Genomic DNA, 24,489 nt, shown 5'->3' with positions numbered 1-24,489 from the left:
GCTCCTCCGCCGGCGACACCCGGGCGGGTTCCCGCCCCCCGCGCAGGGTGCCCGCTATACGCTGCACTGACCGTTTGCATCCTCGTGCACTGTCGCGACGGCCGTACGCCTCCCGCGGGCGCGACGTCCCCGCACCGGCGCATCCGTGCATCGGCACCGACCCGCTCGTACCGACCCGGCAGTGAGGCCCCCACGATGGACACCCGGCGGCTGTTCCGCACCTCAGGCGTCTTCCTCGGAGCGGCGGTGCTGCTCGTCGCCGGCTGCACGTCCGGGGGCTCCGACGGGGACGGCGGCACCGCGCCGAGCGCGTCGCCCGGACGCGGCACCGACGAGGCGCTCCAGGCCCTCCCCACCGAGGTGCCCGAGGAGCTGAACCGGTACTACGAGCAGGAACTGCGCTGGCGGGACTGCGGCGTTCCCGGCTTCCAGTGCGCCACCCTCCGGGCCCCGCTCGACTACGAGGAGCCGGACCCGGAACAGGACCTGGAACTCGAGGTCGTCCGCAAACGGGCCGAGGAACCCGGCGAGCGCATCGGCTCGCTGATGGTCAACCCCGGCGGCCCCGGAAGCTCCGCGGTAGAGTTCGTGCAGATGGCCGCAGGCATCAGCTTTCCCGAAGAGGTCCGCGCACGCTACGACATCGTCGGCATGGACCCGCGCGGCGTCGCCGGGAGCGAGCCCGTCGAGTGCCTCACCGACAGCGAGATGGACGCGTACACACAGGTCGACATCACCCCGGACAGCCAGGGAGAGGTGCGGGAACTCGTCTCCTCCAACAAGGAGTTCGCCCAAGGGTGCCAGGAGCGGTCCGGCGAACTGCTCGGCCACGTCTCCACGGTCGAGGCCGCACGGGACATGGACGTCCTGCGCGAGGTCCTCGGGGACGACAAGCTCGACTACGTCGGGTTCTCCTACGGCACCTTTCTCGGCGCCACCTACGCCGCGCTCTACCCCTCCCGCTCCGGGCGGCTCGTCCTGGACGGCGCGCTCGACCCCTCGCTCTCCTCCGAGCAGATCAACCGCGACCAGACGGCCGGTTTCGAGACCGCCTTCACCGCCTTCGCCGAGGACTGCACCGCCCGCAGCAGCTGCCCGCTGGGCACCGAGGGCGCCGCGGACGCCGCCGACCGGCTGATCGCCTTCTTCGAGCAACTCGACGAGGAGCCCGTGGAGACCGGTGAGGAGCGCCCACTGAACGAGGCGCTGGCCACCACCGGTGTGATCAACGCCATGTACGCCGAGGGGAGCTGGTCCCTGCTGCGCGACGGCCTGACCGAGGCCATGGACGGCGACGGCTCCACGCTGCTTTCCATGGCGTCGGACTACTACCAGCGGGACCCCGACGGCAGTTACAGCAACATCATGTACGCCAACGCCGCGATCAACTGCCTCGACCAGCCGGCCGCCTTCAGCGGTCCGGACGAGGCGCAGGAGGCCGTCCCGTCCTTCGAGAAGGCCTCCCGGGTCTTCGGCCGCGGCTTCGCCTACGCCTCCCTGAGCTGCTCCACCTGGCCGGTCGAGGCGACCGGTGAGGCCGCCCGCACCGAGGCGGAGGACGCCGACCCGATCCTCGTCATCGGCACCACCCGCGACCCGGCCACCCCGTACGTCTGGTCCCAGGGGCTCGCCGAGCAGCTCGACACCGCCTCGCTGCTCACCTACGAGGGCGACGGCCACACGGCCTACCTCCGCGGCGACGCCTGCGTCGACGATGCCGTGAACACCTACCTCCTGTCCGGCGAGCCCCCCGAGGACGGCAAGCGCTGCTCCGCCTCCTGACCCCGCCCGGCGCCCCCGCCTCCGCGGCCCCCGGCCCTCCTCGGCTCGGTCGCGCCCGACTCGTCGCGCCGGTCGCCGTCCAGCCGGGGAGCCCCGGCCCGGGCGTGCGGAGTACCCGCCGAAACTGTGTAGACTTGTCCGCGCTGCGGCTGCCGGTCAGGCTGCCGCCGTGCACGTGCCGCCTTAGCTCAGTCGGCCAGAGCGACGCACTCGTAATGCGTAGGTCAGGGGTTCGACTCCCCTAGGCGGCTCACCTGAAACCCCAGGTCACATCTCGTGTGACCTGGGGTTTCGTCGTCAGCGGATACGCCGATGGCGTCGTGCGCGGGCGGTGCGGGAGTCGGCGGTCTCAGTTGCGGTCTCAGTCGGGGCCTGCGGGCGCGGGCGGAAGGCGTCTCCCATGCGGCGCATGGCCTCCTTCGAGAGGTGGGACCGCCCCTTGACGTAGCGGCGAGTCTGGCTGATCTGGGTGTGCCGCAAGATCTCCATGATGGTGGGCATGTCGACGCCCAGCTCGTTGAGGATCGTGCCGGCGGTGTGGCGGCTGCCGTCGTAGAGACGGCGGTAGTCGATCCCGGCCTCGGTGAGCAGCTCCTTGAACTCCTCCCAGTCGTGTCGTGGGTCGATGGGACGGCCGTCGGGTCGGGCGAACACCACGTCGTGCTCTTCCCACAGGTCTTCCGCGGCTTCCCGCTGGGCTCCCTGCTCCGCCTTGAGGTCGCTCAACAGCGGAAGGAAGGCCGGGGGGATGGGCACGGCGTTCCGGCTCTTCTTGGTCTTGGGACGGGTGAATACCAGCCCGCCGCCCTTGCGATCCGGGCAGACGCTCGCGTGGCGGGTGCAGCCCCTCGGGCAGGGTCTCGGGCAGCCCCGCTTGTACCCTGCGTGCTGGGTGCAGTCGGTGAGGCAGGGTTCAAAACGGTGCAGACGTTCGCCGCATGCATGCGGGTCCGTGCAGCCGTGGCGCCAGGTGAGGCGCTGGAGCTGCCACTCCGGGTGGAAGAGGCCGTTGTCCAGGTCCACGTAGGACCAGCGCAGTCCGAGCGATTCGCCTTGCCGGAAGCCCATCCCGACTCCGATCACCCAGCGGACGAAGGTGGGCCGTCGCAGGGCGGCTTCGAGAAAGGCTTTTGCCTCTTCCTGGGTGAAGGGGTGTAACTGTTTACGGCCGCCGGTGACCTGCGGTGACGTGGAATTGAGGCTGGTGATAGCCGCGCAGGCCGCGACGATTGAGCGACTTGAAGCTCGGATCGTTGAGCAGGACGCCGAGATCGCGGAGTTGAAGCGGCGGCTGGCTGCTGATTCGCGCAACTCCTCCAAGCCGCCGTCCAGTGACGGGCTGGGCAAGAGGCCCACACCGAAGTCGCTGCGCAAGGCGTCGGGGCGCCGGCCGGGCCAAGGGCGATCCCGGTGGCCGACTGGAGCAGGTCACCGACCCGGACGTGATAGTCGATCATCATCCCGCCGCGTGCGGCGGCTGTGGGGGCGGTCTGTCCGACGCGTCGGGTTCGGGCTTCCGGGCCCGGCAGGTCTTCGATCTGCCCGAGATCCGCCCTCAGGTGATCGAGCACCGGCTGAACCGGGCGGTGTGCGGATGCGGGTACACCACCACGGCGACGGCTCCGGACCTGATCACGGCGGCCGCCGTGTACGGACCCGGCGTCCGAGCCGCGATCGTCTACCTGCCGGCCTATCAGCACCTGCCGGCCAAACGCCTCGCCGAGGCCATGGACTGCCTGTTCAGCCTGCCGATCTCCACCGGCACCGTCTTGTCCGTCCTGGCTCGCGCCCACGACGGGCTCGAATCCTTCGAGGCCCACGTCAAGGACCACCTGGCCACCGAGCCAGTCGCGCATGCGGACGAGTCCGGGGTCCGGGTCGCGGGGAAGCTGAGGATGTGGGAGGGGGCGCGGCCGGCGTCGAGCATTCTGCGGTACATCCGCTCCAGGTGTTCGGGAGCGAGCTTGTCGAGCCGGTGCTGGCCGATGCCCGGGACGATGTCGTTCCGCGTTTTCGACCAGTAGTCGTCCAGAGAGCGGGGTCGCAATTTGAGGCTGGCGATGTCCGTGAGGTACGTCGTCATCCACTGCTCGACAGTGGCCGCGCGGCCGGCCTTGGGCGCGTGACCGGCGTCGCGCTGCTTCTCCAAGGCGCGCACCTTGCGCCGGATTTCGGGTTCTGAGCCGGCACGACGGTGACGACGGTCCGGACTTCCGTCCTCTTTGATGCCCATCGTGACGCGGCCGTGCCACCAGCCGTCCGCCCCGAGGTAGATGCTCGATTCCATGTTGGCCTTGCGTGGGCTCACGTGCAGGTTCCTCCATGCGCAAGGGGCGGCCCCCAGCGGGGCCGCCCCTTGCAGATGAGTGGTGGTGTTCAGCGGGTCACGAGCGTCAGATTGGCGACGTAGCGTTCGAGGTCGCTGCGGCGGATGCGCAGAGAACCGCGGACCTACGTGGACTTCAAGGCGCCTTCCGCCATCAGTTCGTAGACCGTGGACCGGCCGACGCTGAGCCCCGATCCACCGGCTTGATTCCGGAGTGATCATTTCGGGGGTTTCGGGGCCTGGCTGACGATCTGACCGATGATGGACGTGTGGTATCCGCTGGTCTGCCCAGTTCAACCACCGCCCCATCCCACCATCCATCCCCCACCAGGCATGGATCAACGACCCCACCAAGCGACACCAAAAAGAACAACAGATCTCATAGCAAAACATTCGTTTCATTTGACTTGACAGGCACCGGCGCCAGGCAGTCGGCCAGGCGTTTGCAGTCGTCGAGGTCCGTGCCCTGCTGTCCCAAACGGTCGCCCAGCTCGTCGACGCCGACGCCGAGGAGTTCCCTGGGCTTGGGCCCGAGGTGGTTCAAGTGCCGACAGTCCGGTGCCCACGTCCAGGAACTGGCCTACCCGAGCCCGGTCAGGTAGCGGACCGCTCGGGCCTGGAAGGGGCGTGAGGCCTTGGCTATGTCGACAATCTGCGGGTAGGTCGAGGCAACCGCTTCCGCCAGTTCCCGGTCGGCGACGTAGTTTTCCCTTCCGCCGAACGAGGCGTTCCACACCCGCGGCGAGTGCGGGATGTCCGACCGGACCCGCTTGCGGAACCCGACGTCGTCAGAGGTACCGAAATCGTACTCGTACCGTAGGCAGCACGGTTGGTCAGCCGGCCGGCCAGTCGCACCCACGACACGACCGTACCTCCACCGCGGCCGGAAGTCTCCGGTGGAGGTACGGTTCACGGTCCGGCCGCCGTCCCAGGACGGGGAGTCACAGGCCGAGGTCGCCCGGGCTCGGAGCGGGGGCTGGGGGTTCGGGACAGAGGCGCCGCACGGCTGAGTCCAGTTCACGGTGGCAGAGGTGCAGGGAGAGATCGGGCACCGTGAGCGCCTCCCGCATTCGCCGGGAAACCTCCGGGGCGGCCAGGTAGTTAGCGATGGCAGGGGAGGTGTCTGCCTCCCGGCATAGCAGAGTGAGCAATGCGGGGTTCGCCTCGTCGGCCGTACGCCAGTGGTCCGCGAGCGGACTATCCGCCGGCAGCAGGCCCGCCCGCGCGGCGGCAATGAGGGCCATGCAGGTGTCCTGGGCGTGCCACTGCTGGGTGCTGCCGCTCACGTCGTACGCATGCACCGCCCGCTCAACCACGGCGGTGGACCACTCCGAGCGCGGCACCCACACGGCGGCCCACGCGATGGCGGCGGGGTCGGCCGCGGTGTTGGGTTCCAGCGCGGGGACGGCGGGCGGTAGGAGGGCCGGGCGAGCGCACTCGGTGACCGCTTGGGCCGCCCAGCCGATGCCCTTCCAATGCGCTTCGGCGTCCACCGCCAACGGGCGGGCCGCGATCCGTCCGACGAGCCGTCCCAGAGCCTCAGCCAGGGAGTCGACGGAGCCGTGTGCCTGGCCAACCACCTTCAGCAGCAGGCTGGCCTGGTGCGGCCCCACCGCGTGCACCAAAGCGTCGGCCGGCAGCGTGAGCAGATGGTCGACGATGGCATCGTAGGCGTCGCGGCGGCCGGTCAACGACAGCGCCTGGAGCAGACGTGGTGTCAGTTGCAGGTCCGCCCGGAGGTTGAGTCGCAGCCTGCTGAGCAGGCGGGCTGTGTTGACGCTTGCGGCCAGCTGCTCGCCCCACTGCGGCTCCCAGGTATGAGCGAGGTTCAGCATCTCGGTCACCGCCCGCGGGCTGGCCAGCAGGTGCATGGTCGATTCCCACCGGCCGGTGACCAGGAGCCGCATCCAGTCGCTCTCCTCGGTCCTGTTGGTCACGCCGAGACGAGCCAGCTGACGACCCACCACGCCTTGGGTCACCGGATCCTGCTCGAACTTAAGCTCCTCGACGAGCGTGCGCCAGCGGCCCCGGTTGCTGCTCCGCAGCGCCTCGAGCTCCTTTTTGCCGAGTCCGGGCAGGCAGCGCTCCAGCTCGCTCAGCAGCTCGGCGGTGAGCGAGGGACGGACCACGCTGCGGACGACGAGTTCCCGCAGGTGGGACAGGTCCAGGCCAGCGTGCGGCTGGCTCAGGCTCTGCACCGCCGTCGCCGCGCTGCTCGGGTCCATCTTCCGCAGCTGGCCGAGGGCGGTGGTGAAGGCCCCGACTCGGCGGTCCGCCCTTAGCCGCTCCGCCCAGTCCCACCGCGGGTTCTGCTCCTTGAAGTGCTGCAGGACCAGGGCGGTCGGCGCGGGCTGCCCGCTTGCCCGCAGCGTATTCGCCAGCACCTGCAGCTTCTGCGCCGCATGGCTCGCGGTGCTGAGGAACTCCCTGCGCACCGCCCGGTCCGGGCGCAGCTTTCTGGCGAAGTCCCTCCCGATGTCCGGGAACACCGCTAGCCCCAGCCGGTGGGTCTGCACCATGCTCTCCGGGGCAAGGTCGACCCGGAGCATCCGGTTGAGCAGCAACCTGCGGTCCAGCCGCTGCTCCAGGGACCGCAGGAACCGCTGGCCGAAGTAGTCGTCCTGAATCAGCAGCATGGCCAGGCGCGGGCCCCAGGGCCGGGCCGAACCGCGCTGTGCGTGAATGCTGGAGACGACGAGGTCCAGCGCCGTCTGTTCCATGTCCTCCCGGTAGTCCGCCCCAGCCTCCCATAGTCCGCGCAGCAGGTAGTAGACGATCGCGGGCCGGCGCTCCCGCCTCATCGCCATTTCGGTGAACTCTCGGCCCAGCTCGCAGGCCAGCCGGTAGCTGAACCGCTCCTCGGTGTCGCAGTACAGGTCGTCGACATCGGCGACGCTCTTGAGCAGCATGCCTGCGCCGCGGGCGTCGCGGAGGTCGTCGGCCGTCTTGGCCAATTCGCGGGCCAGGCCGGCGTCGGCGACCAGTTTGCCCTCGTGGTTCTCCTGGTAGAGCAGGGTACGCAGGCTACCGGCGTGGATGTTGCGCACAGTCGAGATGAGGATGGAGGCATCCGCCGGCGTCGCCGCCTTCACCACGGGGACCAGGGTGCGGCCGAACTTCAGGTGGTTGAGTAGCCGGTTGCTGAGTCCGCGGTTGTTCCGCGCCAGGTCCTTGAGGGCCTGGCTAATCTGGGTGGCGTCCGAGTACGCCAGCGCGGCCTGGAGCTGCGCCCGGTACTGCTCGATGTCCGTGTCCCAGTCCCGGCTACCGTCAAAGTGCAGCCGCAGTGACAGCCAGGACAGGATGGCGGCCAAGGGTGTGCTCCGGGTGGGGCGCCGGTTCAGCAGGACCTGCGCCGGCCGGAGCAGCGGCCGCAGCACCGCGCGCGGGTCGTCCTTCCGGGCCTCCACCGCCCGGTTGAAGATGACCTCGTCCATGCGTCGGATGGCGATGAGGTCTCGGTGGCGGTGCGGGTCGGCGTCGCGGACCAGGTCCTCGGCCCGCTTCTCCAACCACTCGCAGACCCTGGCAGTGGGTGTGGTGCCCTCACCGGCCAGCCTGAGCAGGGCACTGACCATGCGCTGGCGGTCCTGGAGGCTGGAGGAGCGGGCGAGGACGGCGTCCAAACCACCGTCTGGCTCCCCGGCCCAGGCGACCAGGTCTGCCACGGCATCCTGCGACAGCCGCTGCTCGTGGTCCCACAGTGCGGTGAGTACGACGGTGAGGTCGCGCACCGCCAGGTCTGAGGTCTTTGGGATGCGCCTGAGCACGGGCGGAAGCGCGGCGGCGATCCAGTGCGACTCGCTGTGGCGCTGGCACAACCGCAGCAGGGAAAGGGCGGTTCGCGGGTGTGCGCGGGCCGACCAGTCGGTGATCGCAACACGGACCTCTCCGCGGTCCAGGAGCGCCGCAAGCTGCTCCGGCGCGTAGGCGGCGCAGCTGCGCAGCAGGGAACGCACCCGCTCGTTATCGTCCTCCATGAGGAGGGCGACCGCGTACGCCTCCAGAAGGTCGGGCAAAGCGTCGCGGGCGGTCGTCTCCTTGAAGCTCGCGCAGGCGAGCACTGCCTCGGCCTGCACCGTGCTGGGAATCCACGCGTCCCCCTGGCGGAGGTTGACATCCAGCGCCCGTCGGACTTCCTCCGGGACAGCCGCCACATACGCGGACGGAACCCCCTCGTCCAACCACGACACGGCGGCCAGCAGAGACAGCTCGGATCGGACTTCAATGGTAAGGGCGTCCCAGACCTCCTGTGCCCGGGCCAGCAACAGCTCCGTACCCGAGCCCCCCTTCGCCGCAACGGTCCGGCCGGTGCCTCCCTCCCGCAGCAGGTCGGCCAAAACACGGAGGTCACCCTGGCAGGCTTCGGCGGCCAGCTCGACCGCCGCCGTATCCTCGGACTTCACCACGTACGCCGCAGGGTTGCGCCCGAGCATGGCGTGAGCCAGGTCAGGGACTTGCTCCGGCAGGACCACCGTGACATAGGCGGTCACCCCGCTGTTGTCCCAGTGATTGGCGGCCCCGTCGACGAAGCGGGTCAATGCGAGCACACCCACCTTGAGTTCGCCCAGGGACTCCAGCGCCTCGCCGACGTTGCCATCCTCCAAGGCGTGCAGGTCCTCCAGCACCACCAGCACCTTGCGGCGGGCCTTGTCGACGGCGGTGGCGGTGAGTGCGGCCCGGACCACGGCGAGCAGTCCGCCGTCTGGGGGTGCCTGGCGGTTGCTGGGGGACAGCACCACCGTCTGCCAGCCGGCGGCCTCCACCTTCCGCACCACCTGCTGGGCGCAGACCGTCTTCCCGCTGTTGCGGACCCCCGACTGAATCACCCGGGACAGCGGCCGCTGATAGAACTGGCGGAACAGGAAGGACGACCGTTTAAAGTCGACCATGTGCCGGTCCTGCGCACCGGACCAGTCCAGGTCGGCGCCAGCCACGCCGTTCGAGTGGAGGATCCGCCACTCGTGGGCGTCCAGAGTTTGGCGTGCCCAGCGGCGCACGGCCTCGTGCCAGCTCTCGCCCCACAGCAGCCGGGCCGCTCCCAGCAGCGTCGGGTCTGGATCGGCCTCGACGGTGCCGGCCCGGCGCATCCGCCAGCCGTCCACATCTCGCCAGAGCACGTCGAATCCCGTCTCGGCGGCCCCTGCCAGTGCCCTCTCGGTTTCGGACGGCGGTAGCCACAGGCCCTCCTCCGAGACGTTTGCCAGGGTGAGCACACCGAGCTGCCCGGGGTCCGGCAGACCGCCCTCAGCAGCGATCCAGCAGAGCGCGACAGCCGGGGCACAGGAGTCCACGGTGACCAGGGAGGGATTGAGCACGCACCGCACGTCGACCCGGGTGCGGACATCGGTGGGACGGATCCGTCCTGCGGACACCACAAACTGCCTTGCGGACACCACAAACTGCCTTGCGGAGAGCAACCCTTGTTCAATCGCGGAAGTGTCAGGCAAGGGGGACCAGGTCGCCTGGACGGTGCCGCGGGCGCCACCAGGTCCCGCCGCGACCGGACGGGGATCGAACGCGATGTCCGCGCCCGCGATGACATGCCAGTCGTGCACCGGTGCCAGCAGTACGGGTACTGCGTCCACCGTCCTGCCCCAGGTCGGTGCCTCCTGGCCCACCGGCAGAGAGTCCGCCCTGGTCACCAGTTGGTCCAGCTCGACCACTAGGTCGCTATCGAGCTCGGCCAGCAGGTCGCCCAGGCCGGTGACGCCCGGCGATAGGTATTCCAGCAGCAGGGCGCCCGGCCCGAGGGGTATGGCATCAGGTATGGCATCCCCCGAGTAGTCGAACGGCCGCCGGGGGAGAGGGATTCTATTGTCCAGGGTCCGGTGACCGAGGCCGATGACCAGCCGCAGCCGCGACTCCACGCGGGCCAGATCTACTGGCTCGGTCACTAGGTCCTGAGCCAGCGCGTGAATCGTCATGGCCAGTTCGTAGGCGAGCGATCCCGTTCGGCCGGCAACGGGCGGCATCCGGTCCTCGTGGTTCACGCGCGGACTCCTCGACTCTCTCGTACTCACGTGTGGCGGAAGCTGAACCCGGGTCAGGACTCAAGTCTCGATGCGGACCAGGCCCTCACTGGTGCCCACGACGATCGCGCCATCGCGGTGCAGGTCCAGCGCATGCACGTCGAGCCCGATATCGAACCGACGGGACCTACCTCCAGTCGGCGGCGTCAGCCGGATGTCTCCGTGCCCGTCCGCGCTGACTAGGACCGGCTCGCCCCCGACGGTGCACAGCCGCAACTCGCTGATCCCGCTGCTGTGCTGGACGATCGGCCTGTGCTCCCGGCTGTCCCAGGGCGTCCACCAGACCGAGCCGTCGCCGGCCCCGGTCCAGATGCCCTGATCAGATGAGATGATCTCGACGAGTCCTCGGACCTGGGGCGGGGTGAAAGTATCCAGCGGCTCCCCGTCGCCGCGCCAGACGGCGACCTGCGACGCCGTACGCCCGGCCACCCTGACCTCCCCCCGGTGCCTTGCGGCGGTGACGCCGCCCAACCGCAGTCCCGGCTTCTCAACGAGTCCCCCAGTCTTCCTGCCGCTGCGCCACTGCCACCCCTCGGTCCCGGCGATGAGCAGGGTGTCCCCCACCTGGGCACAGGTGACCAGCTGGCAGGCCAGGTCCAGCGGCACGATCTTCTGCTCCAGGCCGTCGTCGAGGCGCCGGATCCAGGCCAGCCCGCCGATCTCGCCCGCGAACAGGGCGAACCGCCCACCCAGGTCAATCACCGAGGAGGCGGTAATCCGCGGCGGGTGCGCCACCTCTCTGAACGACTGCCAGGAGGTGTCGTCCGCTCCTCCCGGCCGCAGGAAGATCCGCCCGCATCCGGTCAGGACCAGTTCTCCGCCGTCGGGCAGGCAGTGCACCGCGGCGATCCGGGCATCCCGGACCTCCGTGTAACGGTCCTGGATCGGACGGCGGTAGTCCACCACCGCGGCCTGCCAGCCCGCCGCGTGGGCACTGGCCCGTCGGGCGAGCTCGTCGAGCCCTCGCACCTGGGCATGCAGGGCCATTCGGGGGAGCGTGTGCCCGTCGGACAGCCGCTGCGCGCCCAGTAGCCGGTGGCACAACGACCGTACCCGGGCGGCCCGATCGTCCGTGGTCCTCTGTGCTAGGCCGAGGGCCCGGTACAGGGACTCGCCGTTCATCGCCAGCAGGAACTCGGGGTCGTCCAGGTACTCGTCCAGCAGCCCGGCGAGCCGGGCGTGGTGGGGGAAATGGTCCCGGGTGTACCGGTCGGCGCTCGACCAGTCCCGCTGTCCGCTCGACAGCACGGGCAGTTGTTCGGTCATAGCAACCACGAACCACTCATGGCCAGCGCGCTCATCGGCCGGACCCGTCAGGTAGCCAGCCATCGGAGGGTGTGTGAACCTCCACCCGTGACTGTTCATACCGTCCTCTGGGGCATCAAGGTAGTCCCTCGCCTCTCTGCACACACGGTCTATATCCGCGGGGTCCGTGTCCGCCCGTCCGGCCGCCCGTACCACTGCGGCCCATAGCCTCCCGTCCGGCGGCAGACCGGCCCCCTGCGCCAGGGCCACCGGCCTCAGCAGGTCCCGCGCCCACAGCGGATCGTCGTCGTCCAGCCTGCGGCTGAGTCGGCTGAGCCGGTCCAGGAAAAGATCGGCGTTGGACCGCTCGGCCTGCACCCGCGCCGTCCTGGGGTCGTGGTCGCTCATGTCGACCGCGAAGAGATAGGCACGGAGCCAGGACCGGTCCGCGGCCTCGGCTGTGTCCCGGGCGATGTCGTCGATCCACCGGGGGTCCGCGTCAGCCCAGGTGGTGCCCCTGCGGTTGCGGAGCACGTGCCCGACCAGTGCGGCGATCTCGGTGGCGCGGTGCCGGTTTGGTACGTCGAGGTCTATCAGGGGCCCTTCGAAGCCGGCCTGGACCTCGCGGGTCGCCAGCACCACCCGGGTCTGCGGCTGAGTGGCGAGCGGCGCCAACAGCGCGCCGTACAGCGCCTCCGGCTCGGTGCAAGCGTCCGCCGAGTCGAAGACCAGCCGCAGCCCTCGGCCACCGAGGGCCTGTACCAGCGCCGCCGGGTCGTCCGGGGCGGTGCCGGTCTCGTAGTGGTTGGCCATCTTCGAGACCACGAAGGACATCGACCGGCCGCGCACGTCCAGCAGCAGGTCGACGCAACCCTCTGGCACTGGGCCGGGCGCCCCGGGTCCGGCCGGCAGCGGCTGCCGCCGGGACGAGGCATGCACCCAGTCCAGCAGGACCGACTTGCCCGAGCCGGCCCCCCCGACGACCACCAGCGGTTCATCGGCGTCCGCGTCCGCGGCGCCTTCCACAGCCTCGGCCGACAGGCCGACGGCCAAGTGGTGAACCACCTTCCGCACGGCCTCGGCACGGCCGCAGAAGGCCCAGCCGCTCCAGTCGTTCGCCTCCGGGGGCCGCCGTACCGAACGGGCCTGGTATTGAGGGTTAGGGAAGGCCCGGATCGGCTCCTTGGGCGGTACGTTGTCCGGCAGCTGGGGAGCGCTGGAGTCCTCGGCTCCCGCCTGCATCCTGGCCTTCAGCTGCTCGAAGACCGCTCCGAAGTCGAGGTACTCGGAGTCCTCGTCCGCCCGTGTACCGCGCACGGCCGCCGCGAAGGAGTCAGCGAAATGGAGCTGCTGCGCGTCGGTGACCCGGTCGGTGGAACTGATCATGCCAAGCAGCGGGAGCGGCACCCCCTTGCTCCGCTGGTCGGTCGCGGCCCGCTCCAACTGGTGCAGCATGAGCCCTGACTGGCAGGCGTCGAGCAGGATTACCACCTCGGACGGCCGCGGGGTGCGGGCGTCCGGGACGATCAACGACATCAGCTTGCCCATGTCCAGCATGGACGCCCGCTCGGTCCGGGCGTTGCGGTGCGTGGCGAGCAGGGCATCGCCGTCTCCGTACGCGACCCCGTGGCCGGAGTAGTAGAAGAGCAGAACGTCAGGCGGCACCCCGTCGACACCGTCCAGCGCCTGCTCCAGGCCGCGGGCCACCTCTTCAGCGGTCGGGTTGATCCGCGGCTCGGGATGGATCGCGTACCCGGCCTCCGCCAGGACGGCCCGCATCATCCGCAGCTCGTCGTGCACCTGGGGCAGCGGCTCGAGGCCCTCCCCAAAGTCACTGGCTCCGCAGACGAGCGCCACCCGGACCGGGCCCGCCGCCCGGGTCGCCGGGTGCGGCGCCACCGTTACCGCTCCTCGGCGCGGAGCGCGCCCGCCACCGCTTCGGCCACCTCCGCGGTGGTGAGGTAGTGCAGGACCGAGTGGCTCCCGAAGGCGTACTTCCGGCCGTTGTACCAGGGGAGGTTGACGACGGGCCGGTCCTCCACCTCCTCGCCGAACACCGGGCTTAGGTGCTTCACCAGTGCGATGGGGTCGTCCTTGGCCGCCACGTTGACCCAGCGGGACACCGACGGGAACCCGTCACCCGCGGCGGGAGAGGACGGCAGCAGCGGGTCGTACACCGCCCGGATACCCAGGGGCGAGCCGACGCTGACGAAGGTGTGGACGTTCCACTCCGGGCGGGCGCGGAGCGCCTCGTAGCCGACTACCGAGCCGAGCGAATGGCCGATGACCACCCGGGTCTCCGGGGTCACCACCCGCTCGAACCGCTGCTGCGCGCAGGCCCGCACGGTGTCGTTCGCGTCCAGGTAGCGGCGCACCTGGCGGATCATCCACAGGACAGAGCGACCCGCAGGCTGCCCGAGCCGCTCGCTCCGCTCAAGTCGGCGCAGTGCCATCTGCCCGAGCCCCTTGCCGCCCGCCGCCGGCACCTCGGTGCCCTCGGCGAACGCCTCCAAGAGCTCCAGTTCCAGTGGATCGTTCAGGTCCCCGATCCGCAGCGGCGGGATGTCAGCCAGCTCGTCGTCCACGTTGCCCTTCCCGCCCCGGGCGCGGTAGCAGCTGCCGTAGTACACGGCGGAGACGTCCCCAGCCTCAGGCACCGGCAACGCCGCGTCTGTCAGGCCGACCCGCAGGGCGTCATACCACTCGGCCAGCCAGGTCTCGCGGTGCTTGTACTGATAGCCGATACCATGGCAAACTACCACTCGCGACATGTGCGCCCCCTGTTCCCGCCGACCCGTGACGGGCTGGACCCCGCGGACCCGAATGTCTGAGGACCGGGCTCGGAACATCCGGTCTCATCATGCCGCAGAACCCGACGGCCCGTCGGCCGCTTGCCCGGATCCGTCAGCATCGACCGCCACCGCCGACCGCACCACGCGTCGGATGCCCGGTGTGGCCCGTGCGGCAGACGACCTGTACCGGCCGGAGGCGTTCGCGGCGACTCAGCCCCGAAACCCCCGAAATGATCACTCCAGAATCAAGCCGGTGGATCGGGGCTGAGGATCCGGCCACGCCAGCCGAGCAGGTCGAGCAGCACGCGGGTGAAGGTCTCCGCGATCGCCGCGGTCCGCCCTGTGGCGAAGGAATCCAACACCGGGTTCAGGGCCTGGGCGAGGGAGAGCCAGTGCGGGCTGGTTCCGAAGGTCTGCCGCAGTATTCCAGCGGTTCTTCGGCAGGCGAGTTCGACGTCGTCAATCAGCGCGTCTCGGATGAGGATGGATCGCCCGCTCGGGAGGTGGGTGGGGATGGAGAGCCACTGCTTGCGGTCTGGTTCGTCGATGGCGGCGAGGCGCGCTCGGTGCTGGTAGTCGCGGCGGGTGAACTGCACATCGTCCAGGACGATCCAGTAGTCCGCCGCGAACAGCTTGGCCAGCGTCGTCAGCCTCGGGAACAGATTGGGCTGGTGGATCGCGCACAGTCCGCCGGGAGCAGGCTGCTCACGAGGAGATGAGGCGGCTGGTGAAGCCGGAGCGAATGAGAGATTCGTACGCTGCATGTGCGTCCTCGGGGACTTCCTGCTCGATGGCGAATCCGAGCTTCGGATACTCGATGACCCGCTGGAGGTCGCCGGCGAGCATGTCCAGAACGAGCTTCTCGTCCCCGATGCTCTTCAGATAGTCGTCGAACTCCAGCGGCTCCGACGCGCAGAGAAACTCGATGTCGGGCCACAACTTGCGGGCAGTCGCGAACGATCGCCGTTCCATGTACGGCTTGGAGACCAGCAGCACCGTCGTCGGATGGATGCCGGAGGCGGCGAGGACCTCACGGGAGAGCGTGATGTTCTGTCCGGTGTTTGCCGCGTGGGGCTCCAGCAGAATGGCGTCGGCGGGGACACCGAGGTCGATGGCGTGCTCACGGAAGTGGACTGCCTCCCCGCGAGGGAAGACCTTGGCGGTGGTGGGGCTGTTGCCGCCGGTGAACACCAGGGTCTGGAACAGCCCGGCGCGGTACAGCTCGGCGGAGCGGGTTGCGACGCCGAGGTCGTGGCTGCCCAGTCCGATTGCCACGTCGACGGGGCGCAGCTCGTGCTGCATCTGGTGGTAGTCCCAGATCAGCTTGGCCTGGTGCCACTGGTTCTCGGTGATGCCCTGATGGTCGTTGCGCACGCGTTCTCCCTGGTCACCGTTGCCGGGGGCCGGTCAGCCCCTCGCTCATGGCCTTGACGCCCTCGATGCTGCGCAGTTGGTGCACGAGTCCGTACTGCGCGGCCACCTTGGCGGCCTGGTCGAGGACGAGGATTCCATCATCCTGGGTCGCTGTATCGGAGAGCAGGATGTGGCCGTGAGCGGTGTCCAGACGTACGCGTTGCATTGGTGAGTCGGTCGTTCCGCTGCTTCGAGCGATGTCGATGAAGTGCAGGGCTTGAGAGAGATCGCCGGCGCCGCGGCGGGCCAGAGCGAGCTTCTGGTGGGCCACCGACCAGTCGTCCGGTTCGGTGAGGTCCTCGAACTCGCGGGTCGCTGCCTGCATGACGCGGGTCGCGTAGTCGTGCTTGCCGTCCTTGCTCAGCGCCGTCCCCACCCACAGCCTTGCGCGAGCCCGGTCGCGGCGAGAGAGCCGGTCGTCGACGGCGAGACTCTCGTAGTTGCGGGCGGCGACTTCCAGCTTGCCGGACATCTCGGTGACGACTGCGAGCGACAGATCGAGCTGGGCGACGCGTCGAGGGATGTCGAGCTGGGTGAAGACCGTCCGGGCACCGGCGTAGGAATGCTGGGCCGAGAGCGGGCCCAGGACAACGCCTTGGTCGCGTTTGAGGTCACCAAGTAAGGCCGTGGAGCGGGCAAAGAGGTACAGGCCCTTCTCTCCCAGTTCATGGGCCTTGAATCGGCACAGCCACCGAGTGAGAAGGCTGTCGGCGAAGGCGAAGTTCTGCCGGAACAGGGAGACCACGACCCGGTCGAGGTCATCGGCCCATGACTCGTACTCCCACGCTCTGGGGCCGGACGAGGCGACACGTCTGCCGATGGTCGCGACGCTGCCGGCCATTTCCGACAGGAGCGTCTCGAAGCGCAGGTGAACCCCGGCGTCCGCTCGTCCGAGGGCGGTGTCGAGGATGGCCTGGGTATCGGGTCTCGGCTCGGTGGCGGCGAGCTTGCTCTCCCACTTGGACACGGTCGCGACCGCCAGGCCCAGACGCTCGGCGTAGGCCCGCACGCTCAGCCGCAGGGCGAGCCGCAATGCCTTGGCCTCAAGCCCGGTCCAGTGGTGCACGGTCGCCACGCGTCACTCCCTTCCACCAGCCATCGAAGCAGACGCGACGACGCGGCGGGACGGAAGTGGAACGGAAGTAGAACAGGCGGTGATTTGCAACGAGGTGGTCCGCCGACATGCTCGAAGTGTCACCACGTGTCGAGCCATTGGATGGTCCCGAGCATGGAACCCCTCACGGAACATCGCCTGGTCAGCGGCCCGGTCGTCTACGGTTTCCTGCGGCTGGTACGCGTGCCCCGAGCACGGCAGGACGCGCTGGTCGCCTCGCTGGCCGAGTACTGCCGCAGCCACGAGCTGCAACTGTCCGGCCTCTTCACCGACCGTGTCGCTGCCGGGTCCTCCTCGGCGGCATTCACCGGTCTCCTTGACGTGCTCGCGCTGCCGGACGCCTACGGCGTCGTCGCCCCCGCCATGTCCCACCTGGGCCCGAAGACCATAGCGGCCGAACGCGGGCGACAGATCGAATCGGCCGGTGCCCGGCTGCTGCTGGTCCGGTGCCCGCGCCCCAAACCCTCAACCGTCTCTCGACGTGCCCCCGTCCACCGCACACGCTCCGGCACCACCCGTGTCGTGGACGCCGATTCGTGAGGACCATCGCGATGACCAAGACGATCCAGAAGTTCTTCGAGTCCCGGCCCGAATCGGTCAGCGAGGCGCGGGCCTTCACCACCGAGGCCCTGACCATCTGGGGTGTGCTGGACCGAGGCGACGACGTCCGACTCTGCGTCTCCGAACTCGCCACTAACGCCGTGCTCCACGGGACTGATCCCGGCTGCGGCTTTCTCGTCAGACTCGACGTCGACGACGAAGTCGTGCGCCTGGAAGTACACGACAGCCGCCGCCAGCACCCCCACCCCCGTCATCCCGGCGACACGGACACCGCCGGCCGCGGGCTGCTCCTGGTGACCGCGCTTGCCGACGGCTGGGGCGTGGAGGACCGCACCCCGTTCGGGAAGATCGTCTGGTCGTGCTTCAAAGCCCCGGGTGGGACGTCAGCATGAGCGTCGCTCTCACCCCGCCGGGCCCTGATCTACGCCTACTGGTGTCGCTCGCAGCCTGGACTTGGCAGGGTGCAGGACCGGACGGCCGGGAGATCGCGCACATCCTGATCACGCACACCCCGGTCCTGACTGATGGCGGCACCGCCGTGCCGGCCGAGGACCGAATGCGGCGACTGTCCGCGCGCCTCGGTGGCCTGACCGGAGCCCTTGAAGTCATCCCGGAGCTGGAGAGCTGCCTACAACTCGTCGGCGACCGCGTGCTGCTGCACATCCCTGAGGCTTCCCGGCGACTGCAGCTACCCACTCGCCGTACCTGGACCGAACTGGTCACCCGCACCGACCAGGCGATCCTCCTGCTCGGTCTCGACCCGCTGCCGCAGTCCGCGGGCGCCGCTCGCCTCGACACCTACCTGGACGCCGCCCTTGCAGGCGACCGACTGCTGTTCGGGCGCGTCCAGCTCCCGCCGCCAACCCCGAGCGCTGACGTCTGCTCGACCTGCGGCGGCAGCGGCACCGACCCGATCTCGGGCCGCGCATGCCCGGACTGCTCCCTGCACTGCCGACTCGAACCATGAAGGGCACGCCATGCATCAGCTCATCGCCGCCCCGTTTCTCGACGGCCACCTCCTGCTGCGCCCCGGAGCACGATCCGGCGCCCGAATCCCGGCCACCCACTACGAGCAGCTCCACGTCGCCGATGGCGCGCAGCCCCCGCCGGATTGGGCGGTCGACCTGGCGGCCGAAGCCTGGGGCCTCGATGTCGCCGGCGCCCCGACCGCGGACACGATCCTGATCCGCGAGCCGTCTACGTACGGATACTGCCGGGCCTCCTGGGAGATCAACCTCGGATGCAACTTCGGCTGCAAGCACTGCTATCTCGGCGAACGTCCCTTCTCCAACCTTACCTGGGAGGACAAGGTCAAGCTCCTGGACATCATGCGCGAAGCCGGCGTCATCTGGCTCCAGATCACCGGCGGCGAACCGACCATGGACCCGCACTTCCAGAACGCCTACCGGTACGCCTGGCTGGCCGGAATGATGCTCACGATTTCCACCAACGGCTCCCTGCTGTTCCGCCCCGACCTGCTCCAGCTTTTCCAGGAGTGCCCGCCGTACCGCCTCGTCGTCAGCATGTACGGCGCGAGCGAGGAGTCCTTCGACGCCCTCACCCAGCGGCGCGGAGCGTGGAAGGCGTTCCGGCGCGGCATGGACGCCGCTCGCGCCGCAGGGCTGCCGCTGCGCATCAACATCGTGGTCACAGAGGACAACGCGAGCGAAGCCGACGAAGTGGCCGCGCTCGCACAGGAGTGGGGCGTGGAGCACCACGCGTACACCAACATGACCCCGACGATCTACGGCGGCGGCGAACCCCTCCTCGCCCAGTCGGCAGACCACCTGCGCCAGCGCAAGCCGTTCGCCGGATGCAACGCGGGCCACACCTTCTTCCACGCCGACCCGCACGCCAAGGTCTCGATCTGCAAGGTCGGCCGCGACGACCAGATCGACCTCATGGCCGAAGGCATCGAAGGACTGCGACGGCTCGGCACGATCGCCGACCGTCTGATGCTTCGCACCGGAGGGTGCGAGGGCTGCGCCCTGTCCGGCACCTGCCGGGTCTGCCGTCCCCTGGCCAAGCACTACCAGGAGGCGAAGGCGCCGCTGCACAGCTACTGCCAGCACGGAGACAAGGAGAAGGTGACCTCATGACCGGACCCGTACCGGTGCAGATCCTGACAGGCTCGCCCCCCAGTGCGCGCCGCGCAGCGCCGCCGGTGGCATCGGCCGCTGTGACGCTCGTCGCGGACCTGGATGACGTCGTCGAGAGCGCCGAATGCTCCTGCGACGCCGGCGACGACAACCCCCACTAATTCCGGCCCGACCGATGTGCTCCGGCCTGTCCCACCGACGGGCCGGAGCACCCTCATGTACAGCGCTAAGGTGCCCGCATGCTCTTCCGCTGGGACTGGCTCCGCCCCGTGCTCACCGCACCGGTCGTGCCCACCCTCGGCCCCGTCCACCCGCACGCCCTGACCGTGGACCTCTTCGAAGCCACCCTCCTCGTGGCCGCCGACCGGCGCTTCCTGCCGTACGACAAGGACCGCCGCTGGGGCAACGAGAAGCAGGAGGTCGTTCTTCCTGGCGACGTGGTCCACCACCCTGACCACACACTCATCCCGACTCTGCTGACGCGCGGCCGACGAGCGGTGAAGGTCTTCGCCTACGGTCACCGGAGCGACGTCCTGTACCAGGCCGCCGAACTCGCAGCGAAGCTCGCGGCCCTTCACGGAGCAGCCTCTGCTCGTGTTGTCCGGCCACTGGGCCCGGAGACGACTCATACACATGGCGTCCGCATCCAACTCAAGGACTTTACGGCGCGGTACTGTCCCCCCTCCGCCGGCCCCGTCCGTCGGCTCGAAGACTGGCCCCTCCACATCCGCGGCACCTTTACCGCCTTCGCCCAGACCATGGCTGCCGACGGCTTCGCCTTCCTAGACCGTCAGATGAAGACCAAGGGATGCGGCCCGGTCCTCGCGGCCGTGGTGGAGGATCGTGTTGTCGGTGCCATCGGCCCCATGGAGATCTGTCCCGACCCCACGGGTGCCGACCAGCTCATGCCGCAATACTTCGCCGTGCACCCAGAGGCTCGCGGCCACGGACTCGGTCGGCACCTGTGGCGGGCGGCCATGCACTGGGGCCAGAGTTACGGCGCGGTTTACCAGCTCGTCCAGACCGAAGTCCGGGGAGCCTCGGATCACCTCTGTCGCAGCGAAGGGCTCGCCACGCTGGGTTTTCTCCACAACAGGAGGGTCTGACGCAAGCTTGGTACGTTCCTGCTAACGATCAGGCCGCCAGGTGTCAGTGAGCCTTTCCCAGTAATGGATCGTGCCGTTGCGTGATCGTTCAGATGGTGCGGCCGTACTCGAGCTGGAGCAGGACGAGGGCTGCGGCGGCGATCTTCGTGATGCGGCTGGGGTCGAGGCTGACCCTGCGCAGGGCCTTGAAGGTGGTTTTGAGCAGGGAGTTGGCGCGTTCACAGACCCCGTGGATGCCGCGGATGACCTTGTTGTAGGTCTGTTGGGCTTCGGTCAGCTCGCCTCCGGTGGGCTTCTTGCGTGGGTGGCGGAAGCCGTCGCCGGCGTTCTCGTAGCCGAGGTCGACCAGGGTGGGCATGTCCAGCTCGGCGGCGATCCCGTTGAGGGCGTCGATCAGGCCGTGGTGGCGGGCGCAGGTGGTGTCGTGCTCCCTGCCCGGGCGTACCGGTGAGACCCAGATCGGCCAGCCGTCCGGGGTGGCGATGACCTGCACGTTCCCGCCGTGGTGCTTGTGTTTTCCGGACCACCAGAGGTCTGCGCCGTTGGGGCCGGGGGCGGCGACGCGGTCGGTGCGGATGACGGTCCCGTCCAAGTTCAGGTGTGTCAGCCCGGCCGCCTTCGCGCGCTCCAGCGCGGTCGCGAGGTCCGGTGCCCCGGCTGCCAGAACGGTCAGCCCCTCGTGGAGGTAGCGGTAGGCGGTGGGGGCCGACAGGCCGTTGTCGCAGGCGAGTTGGGGAAGGCGGGTGTCGTCGATGAACCAACGCAGGATCAACACCGCCTGACGGAAGCAGCCCAGCGCACGACGACCCTTGCGAGTCCTGGCTGCGACGCGGTGATCGCGCAGCAGCAGGGCCAGGTGCTCGGCGGTGGACCGCTTCACATCGAGCACGGCGGTGTATGTAACACTGATCGACACGTGAGGCCCCTCGGTCAGAACTATCCTTCGCAAGATCGTTCCTACCAGGGGCCTCACATCTGCCCGGACTTAGGGAGCTCACGGGCCGCAGCGCCAGCATCGTGATCACGCCGAGCGACGGGCGCTTACTGGGAAAGGCTCACTAGGCGGCTCACCTAGACCCCAGGTCACACCTCGTGTGACCTGGGGTTTTTCCTGTTCCGGAGTCGGATGGAGCGCTGGCTGGGCGATCGTCTTATGTCTGCGTGAGCCCTGATGGGACAAGGGTTGGACGAGCGTGCAGCGTGTGTGCCCGTGGTTGGACACGGTGTGGTTGGGTGGTTGCTCTCCGGCGCGACGGCTCTTGTGGAACCCTGACAAGAAACCGTCCGTTCCCGCTCTGTTGGTCCGAAGCCGGGAAGCCGGGAAGCCGGGAAGCCGGGTGGCACCGGCCCGTACGGACCGGAGGAGGCGAACGAGCCGGGCAGAACAACTGCAGGACCAGCTCGCGACCGACCTTGCCTGGATGGTGGGGGGCGCCGTCTACGGCCTACTGGTCGCGCCGACGTTGGTGCGGTGGGCCTATATGGCGTGTGTGTGGGTGGTGCTGGGGTGGCGATGTCGCCGTGGTGTTCCGCGTGCACGCGGAGGCCGGTTGCGGATGCGGCCCCGGCTGGAGGAGGCTATGGCGGAGTTCCGGCTACCCTTCGTTCTTCGCGCGGCGCTGTGGGAGCGGTTGCTGAGGGCACAGGTGCTCGCTGTGGCGACAGTCGTCATCATCGGCTGTCCCGCCGCTCATTCTCTTCAACCTCGCCATCGTGGACGCGTCTGCCGCGGACGGGGAGATCCCGGGGCTGACCGCGCTGGTCACGGCCGTGGCCGCAGTGCTGCTCTTCGCTCTGACTGCCGTCGGTGGCGCTGTGCGCGTCCGTGGACCGTGCCTGGGCTGCCGGTGACCAGGATGGTGTGCAACGCGCTGATCACCGCGCACCGGGTCCGGCGCCGGGAGGCGAGCCCGTCCCGGCTCGCCGGTGCGGTTCAGGTGGCGTGCATCGAGCGGTTACGTGTGCTTCCGGGGCCTGTCCTGCTCCGGCCGGTCTGGGTGGTGCTGCTCGCGCCAGTCCCGCGGCGACATGCCGTACTCCTGTTTGAACACCCTGCTGAAGTGCGACGCGTCGACAAAGCCCCAGCTCCGTCCGATTCCCTCGACAGTCCGGAACCGGGCGTTTGGTTCGGCGAGTTCGCGCCTGCATTCGGCCAGGCGGTGCGAGCGGATCCAGTCTCCGAGGCTGATGCCGGAGCGGGCGAGCACGGCATAGAGATGGCGGGTCGAGATGCCTTGGGCGTTGGCGATGCGCGCGGCCGACAACGCGGGGTCGGCCAGATGCGCCCGGATGTGCTGGGTGATCCGCAGACTGAGAGGTACGTCCCCCCGCGATTCTGCGCCGGTGTAGGAGGCGCCGAATTGGCAGCTCACCACGGCACGCAGGAGCTCGATGCTGGGTGCCACCAGGGCCTCGGCGTGGGCTCCGTGATGGAGGTCCGCACTTGTTGCCAGCTTGGTGAAGTACGTGAAGGCAATGAGAGCTGTGGGGTTCTCGGGACCGAGGGGAGTTGCCGCGATCTCGCGCAGGGCCTTGTCCGGAAGTGCGAGGACCCGGCGCGGGATGCGCAGGGAGTGATACCCGATGCCTTGGTCGAAACGGAGGGTGTACGGAACGTGCGACTCCAGGAGCACCAGGTGGCCCGGTCCGACCAGCCCCTGACGACCGTACTGCGTCACCATATTGGTGCCCGTCATCTGAAGGCCCAGGAAGACCGCTCGTTCTTCGTCCTCACAGGCCAGCCGCGCCGTACGGTGGACGGTCAACGGGGTCCCGTGTGCGGAGCAGACCCTGAGGGGACCCACTCTGCCGACCTTCATGCGCCCGGAGACCAGCCCCGTGGGGGAATGGTGTTCGATCTCGACCCGCGAGTAGGACTCCCACAGGGCGTGCCGAACCGTGTCCTCACGCTCGTTCGGCAGCACGGTCGACGTGTCCACCACCACGTGTCGCGGTTCGGTGTCCGAATACCCGGGGCCGGCTGACGGCGTGGTGCCCCGATGGTTCGATCCCCCCACGCGACCGCTCCTCAGTTTGGTTCCCGTACGCGCAGATCAGGATGGGCCCGCCGTGACCCGGTGCGCAAGAGCCGCGGGACCGTCGGCCGGTCCGGGCGTGCACAACTGGCACAGGCCTGTACACGTACAGCACAGTCGGGTCCGCACTCGCCCACTAGCCTCCTAATCACCCGCGCTCCATGGGGGAGTGCGGGAAACCTGCACACGCCCGTGGGAGAGCAGCCCTGGAACGGAGCACATCGGTTGATACGTCGTGGCGAGAGGAGTCACGTGTCGAGGAGCACACCACGCAGTTTGTCGACTGTGCTGAACGGTAGTGGCGCCGCGCGCACCGCACGGAAACCGTGGGCGCGTATGTAGGCGCCGGTCCGCCACTCCTCGGGCGGCACACGACGACAGCTACGGCAGCTCGACGCGTGGTCGGAACATCCTCGTACGACCATCGTGGGGACCTTCTTCCGCCTTGCGGTGCACCGCCTCCCACGCCGTGCGCTTGTCCACAGGGTCGCAGGACAGAGCAGCTCGACTCAGGCAAGCGGGCAGCCTCGGGGCTGGACGAGCGCCTCTTCGGGGCAAACGACCAGCACACCCAGTGGCCAGGTCTGGCCACCGTCTCCGGTGCCCATGAGCAGCACCCGCCATGCGTTTTCACCAGCCCAGGTCTGGTTCCCTCACGAACATGAAAGGGCGACCTCGTACATGCAGCGAGCGCGAAGATGCCCGGAATGCTTACCAACGAGAGGAGGTGAAATAAATGGATGCAGAGGAAACCCAACTCTCGGAAGCCGAGTTCGACTCGCTCTTCGATCTCTCGGTAACCGAGGTAGGTGAGGGCGCGACTCCCTTTGTCATCATCGGTGACGGCTGTGTGGGCTGCTACACATTCTGCGTAGCAGGCTGCAAGTAGGCTCGGAATGAGTTGAGCCGGTGGCTGTCGATGACGGCCTGTACGTCGTCGACAGCCACGCCGCCCTGCAGACCATTGGACTCGACTTCCGGCCG

Annotated in this window: 18 protein-coding genes, 1 tRNA gene and 4 pseudogenes; 11 read left to right on the top strand and 12 right to left on the bottom strand. The window is 68.9% G+C overall.

The window, feature by feature from the left end:
* Positions 1–195 precede the first annotated feature (195 nt).
* Positions 196–1,782, top strand: a complete 1,587-nt coding sequence (locus tag H300_RS0111560) for an alpha/beta hydrolase (RefSeq protein ID WP_028427552.1) — start codon at positions 196–198, stop codon at positions 1,780–1,782.
* Positions 1,783–1,959: 177 nt separating this feature from the next.
* Positions 1,960–2,033 (top strand) — tRNA-Thr (locus tag H300_RS0111555).
* A gap of 46 nt (positions 2,034–2,079) precedes the next feature.
* Here H300_RS0111555 and H300_RS26400 read toward each other — a convergent pair.
* A pseudogene (locus tag H300_RS26400) lies at positions 2,080–2,943 on the bottom strand (tyrosine-type recombinase/integrase); the annotation flags it as partial.
* Between H300_RS26400 and H300_RS32360 the strand changes: the two are divergent.
* Both H300_RS32360 and H300_RS26395 read left to right on the top strand, forming a co-directional pair.
* Positions 2,879–3,121 (top strand): annotated as a pseudogene (locus H300_RS32360) (DUF6444 domain-containing protein); the annotation flags it as partial. The pseudogenes H300_RS26400 and H300_RS32360 overlap by 65 nt on opposite strands.
* Positions 3,114–3,608, top strand: a pseudogene (locus H300_RS26395) (IS66 family transposase zinc-finger binding domain-containing protein); the annotation flags it as partial. The pseudogenes H300_RS32360 and H300_RS26395, both read left to right, overlap by 8 nt.
* A gap of 65 nt (positions 3,609–3,673) precedes the next feature.
* Here H300_RS26395 and H300_RS30100 read toward each other — a convergent pair.
* From H300_RS30100 to H300_RS0111515, 9 genes and pseudogenes are all read right to left on the bottom strand, one after another.
* Positions 3,674–4,090 (bottom strand): annotated as a pseudogene (locus tag H300_RS30100) (tyrosine-type recombinase/integrase); the annotation flags it as partial.
* A 397-nt stretch (positions 4,091–4,487) separates the two neighbouring features.
* A complete protein-coding gene (locus H300_RS32355) occupies positions 4,488–4,652 on the bottom strand; it encodes a hypothetical protein (protein ID WP_486583704.1) in 165 nt (54 codons plus the stop codon).
* A 36-nt stretch (positions 4,653–4,688) separates the two neighbouring features.
* Positions 4,689–4,967, bottom strand: coding sequence for an SAM-dependent methyltransferase (locus H300_RS32350; RefSeq protein ID WP_051269959.1), 279 nt, complete (start codon positions 4,965–4,967; stop codon positions 4,689–4,691).
* Between the two features lie 82 nt (positions 4,968–5,049).
* The gene (locus tag H300_RS26385; protein WP_037980018.1) at positions 5,050–10,101 is read right to left on the bottom strand and encodes a hypothetical protein; all 5,052 of its coding nucleotides are present in this window, start codon (positions 10,099–10,101) and stop codon (positions 5,050–5,052) included.
* Positions 10,102–10,161: 60 nt separating this feature from the next.
* Entirely contained in the window at positions 10,162–13,284 is a 3,123-nt protein-coding gene (locus H300_RS0111535; protein WP_028427551.1) for a caspase family protein, read from the bottom strand.
* A 2-nt stretch (positions 13,285–13,286) separates the two neighbouring features.
* A complete protein-coding gene (locus H300_RS0111530; RefSeq protein ID WP_051269958.1) occupies positions 13,287–14,147 on the bottom strand; it encodes a hypothetical protein in 861 nt (286 codons plus the stop codon).
* Positions 14,148–14,422: 275 nt separating this feature from the next.
* Complete coding sequence (locus H300_RS30090; protein WP_486583703.1) at positions 14,423–14,941, bottom strand: WbqC family protein; 519 nt, start codon at positions 14,939–14,941, stop codon at positions 14,423–14,425.
* Positions 14,883–15,551 carry a YdcF family protein gene (locus tag H300_RS0111520; RefSeq protein ID WP_028427549.1) on the bottom strand — a complete coding sequence of 223 codons (669 nt, stop codon included), beginning with the start codon at positions 15,549–15,551 and terminating at the stop codon, positions 14,883–14,885. Before H300_RS0111520 ends, H300_RS30090 begins: the two co-directional genes overlap by 59 nt.
* A 13-nt stretch (positions 15,552–15,564) precedes the next feature.
* Complete coding sequence (locus H300_RS0111515) at positions 15,565–16,665, bottom strand: transcriptional regulator (protein WP_028427548.1); 1,101 nt, start codon at positions 16,663–16,665, stop codon at positions 15,565–15,567.
* A gap of 153 nt (positions 16,666–16,818) precedes the next feature.
* Here H300_RS0111515 and H300_RS0111510 point away from each other — a divergent pair, with 153 nt between their 5' ends.
* The 6 genes from H300_RS0111510 (at position 16,819) to H300_RS0111485 (ending at position 20,470) form a co-directional block, all read left to right on the top strand.
* Positions 16,819–17,244 carry a hypothetical protein gene (locus tag H300_RS0111510; RefSeq protein WP_028427547.1) on the top strand — a complete coding sequence of 142 codons (426 nt, stop codon included), beginning with the start codon at positions 16,819–16,821 and terminating at the stop codon, positions 17,242–17,244.
* An 11-nt stretch (positions 17,245–17,255) separates the two neighbouring features.
* Positions 17,256–17,657 (top strand): ATP-binding protein, encoded by a 402-nt coding sequence (locus H300_RS0111505; RefSeq protein WP_028427546.1) that lies wholly within the window; start codon positions 17,256–17,258, stop codon positions 17,655–17,657.
* Positions 17,654–18,232 (top strand): hypothetical protein, encoded by a 579-nt coding sequence (locus H300_RS0111500; protein WP_028427545.1) that lies wholly within the window; start codon positions 17,654–17,656, stop codon positions 18,230–18,232. Before H300_RS0111505 ends, H300_RS0111500 begins: the two co-directional genes overlap by 4 nt.
* Positions 18,233–18,242: 10 nt before the next feature.
* Positions 18,243–19,364 (top strand): radical SAM protein, encoded by a 1,122-nt coding sequence (locus tag H300_RS0111495; RefSeq protein ID WP_028427544.1) that lies wholly within the window; start codon positions 18,243–18,245, stop codon positions 19,362–19,364.
* Positions 19,361–19,525 (top strand): hypothetical protein, encoded by a 165-nt coding sequence (locus H300_RS31840; RefSeq protein WP_169749684.1) that lies wholly within the window; start codon positions 19,361–19,363, stop codon positions 19,523–19,525. Before H300_RS0111495 ends, H300_RS31840 begins: the two co-directional genes overlap by 4 nt.
* Positions 19,526–19,603: 78 nt before the next feature.
* Complete coding sequence (locus H300_RS0111485; RefSeq protein WP_028427543.1) at positions 19,604–20,470, top strand: GNAT family N-acetyltransferase; 867 nt, start codon at positions 19,604–19,606, stop codon at positions 20,468–20,470.
* An 88-nt stretch (positions 20,471–20,558) separates the two neighbouring features.
* Here H300_RS0111485 and H300_RS0111480 read toward each other — a convergent pair whose 3' ends face one another.
* Positions 20,559–21,380, bottom strand: coding sequence for an HARBI1 family protein (locus H300_RS0111480; protein ID WP_486583720.1), 822 nt, complete (start codon positions 21,378–21,380; stop codon positions 20,559–20,561).
* 803 nt (positions 21,381–22,183) lie between these two features.
* Between H300_RS0111480 and H300_RS31480 the strand changes: the two genes are divergently transcribed.
* On the top strand, positions 22,184–22,321 hold the full coding sequence (locus H300_RS31480; RefSeq protein ID WP_158678356.1) for a hypothetical protein: 138 nt from the start codon (positions 22,184–22,186) through the stop codon (positions 22,319–22,321).
* A gap of 104 nt (positions 22,322–22,425) precedes the next feature.
* On the opposite strand, the gene H300_RS26375 is transcribed toward H300_RS31480, so the two are convergent.
* The gene (locus H300_RS26375) at positions 22,426–23,415 is read right to left on the bottom strand and encodes a helix-turn-helix domain-containing protein (RefSeq protein ID WP_486583702.1); all 990 of its coding nucleotides are present in this window, start codon (positions 23,413–23,415) and stop codon (positions 22,426–22,428) included.
* Between the last annotated feature and the right edge of the window lie 1,074 nt (positions 23,416–24,489).

This window comes from Streptomyces sp. TAA040, from assembly GCF_000424845.1.
The sequence above is the reverse complement of the archived record's forward strand: the minus strand, read 5'-3'. Positions and strand labels throughout refer to the sequence as shown.

Bases quoted from the DNA above. Each gene is read 5' to 3' on its own strand.
- H300_RS0111560 (WP_028427552.1), top strand. From the start codon at position 196: ATGGACACCCGGCGGCTGTTCCGCACCTCAGGCGTCTTCCTCGGAGCG.
- H300_RS30090 (WP_486583703.1), bottom strand. From the start codon at position 14,941: ATGCAGCGTACGAATCTCTCATTCGCTCCGGCTTCACCAGCCGCCTCA.
- H300_RS0111510 (WP_028427547.1), top strand. From the start codon at position 16,819: ATGGAACCCCTCACGGAACATCGCCTGGTCAGCGGCCCGGTCGTCTAC.
- H300_RS0111505 (WP_028427546.1), top strand. From the start codon at position 17,256: ATGACCAAGACGATCCAGAAGTTCTTCGAGTCCCGGCCCGAATCGGTC.
- H300_RS0111500 (WP_028427545.1), top strand. From the start codon at position 17,654: ATGAGCGTCGCTCTCACCCCGCCGGGCCCTGATCTACGCCTACTGGTG.
- H300_RS0111495 (WP_028427544.1), top strand. From the start codon at position 18,243: ATGCATCAGCTCATCGCCGCCCCGTTTCTCGACGGCCACCTCCTGCTG.
- H300_RS31840 (WP_169749684.1), top strand. From the start codon at position 19,361: ATGACCGGACCCGTACCGGTGCAGATCCTGACAGGCTCGCCCCCCAGT.
- H300_RS0111485 (WP_028427543.1), top strand. From the start codon at position 19,604: ATGCTCTTCCGCTGGGACTGGCTCCGCCCCGTGCTCACCGCACCGGTC.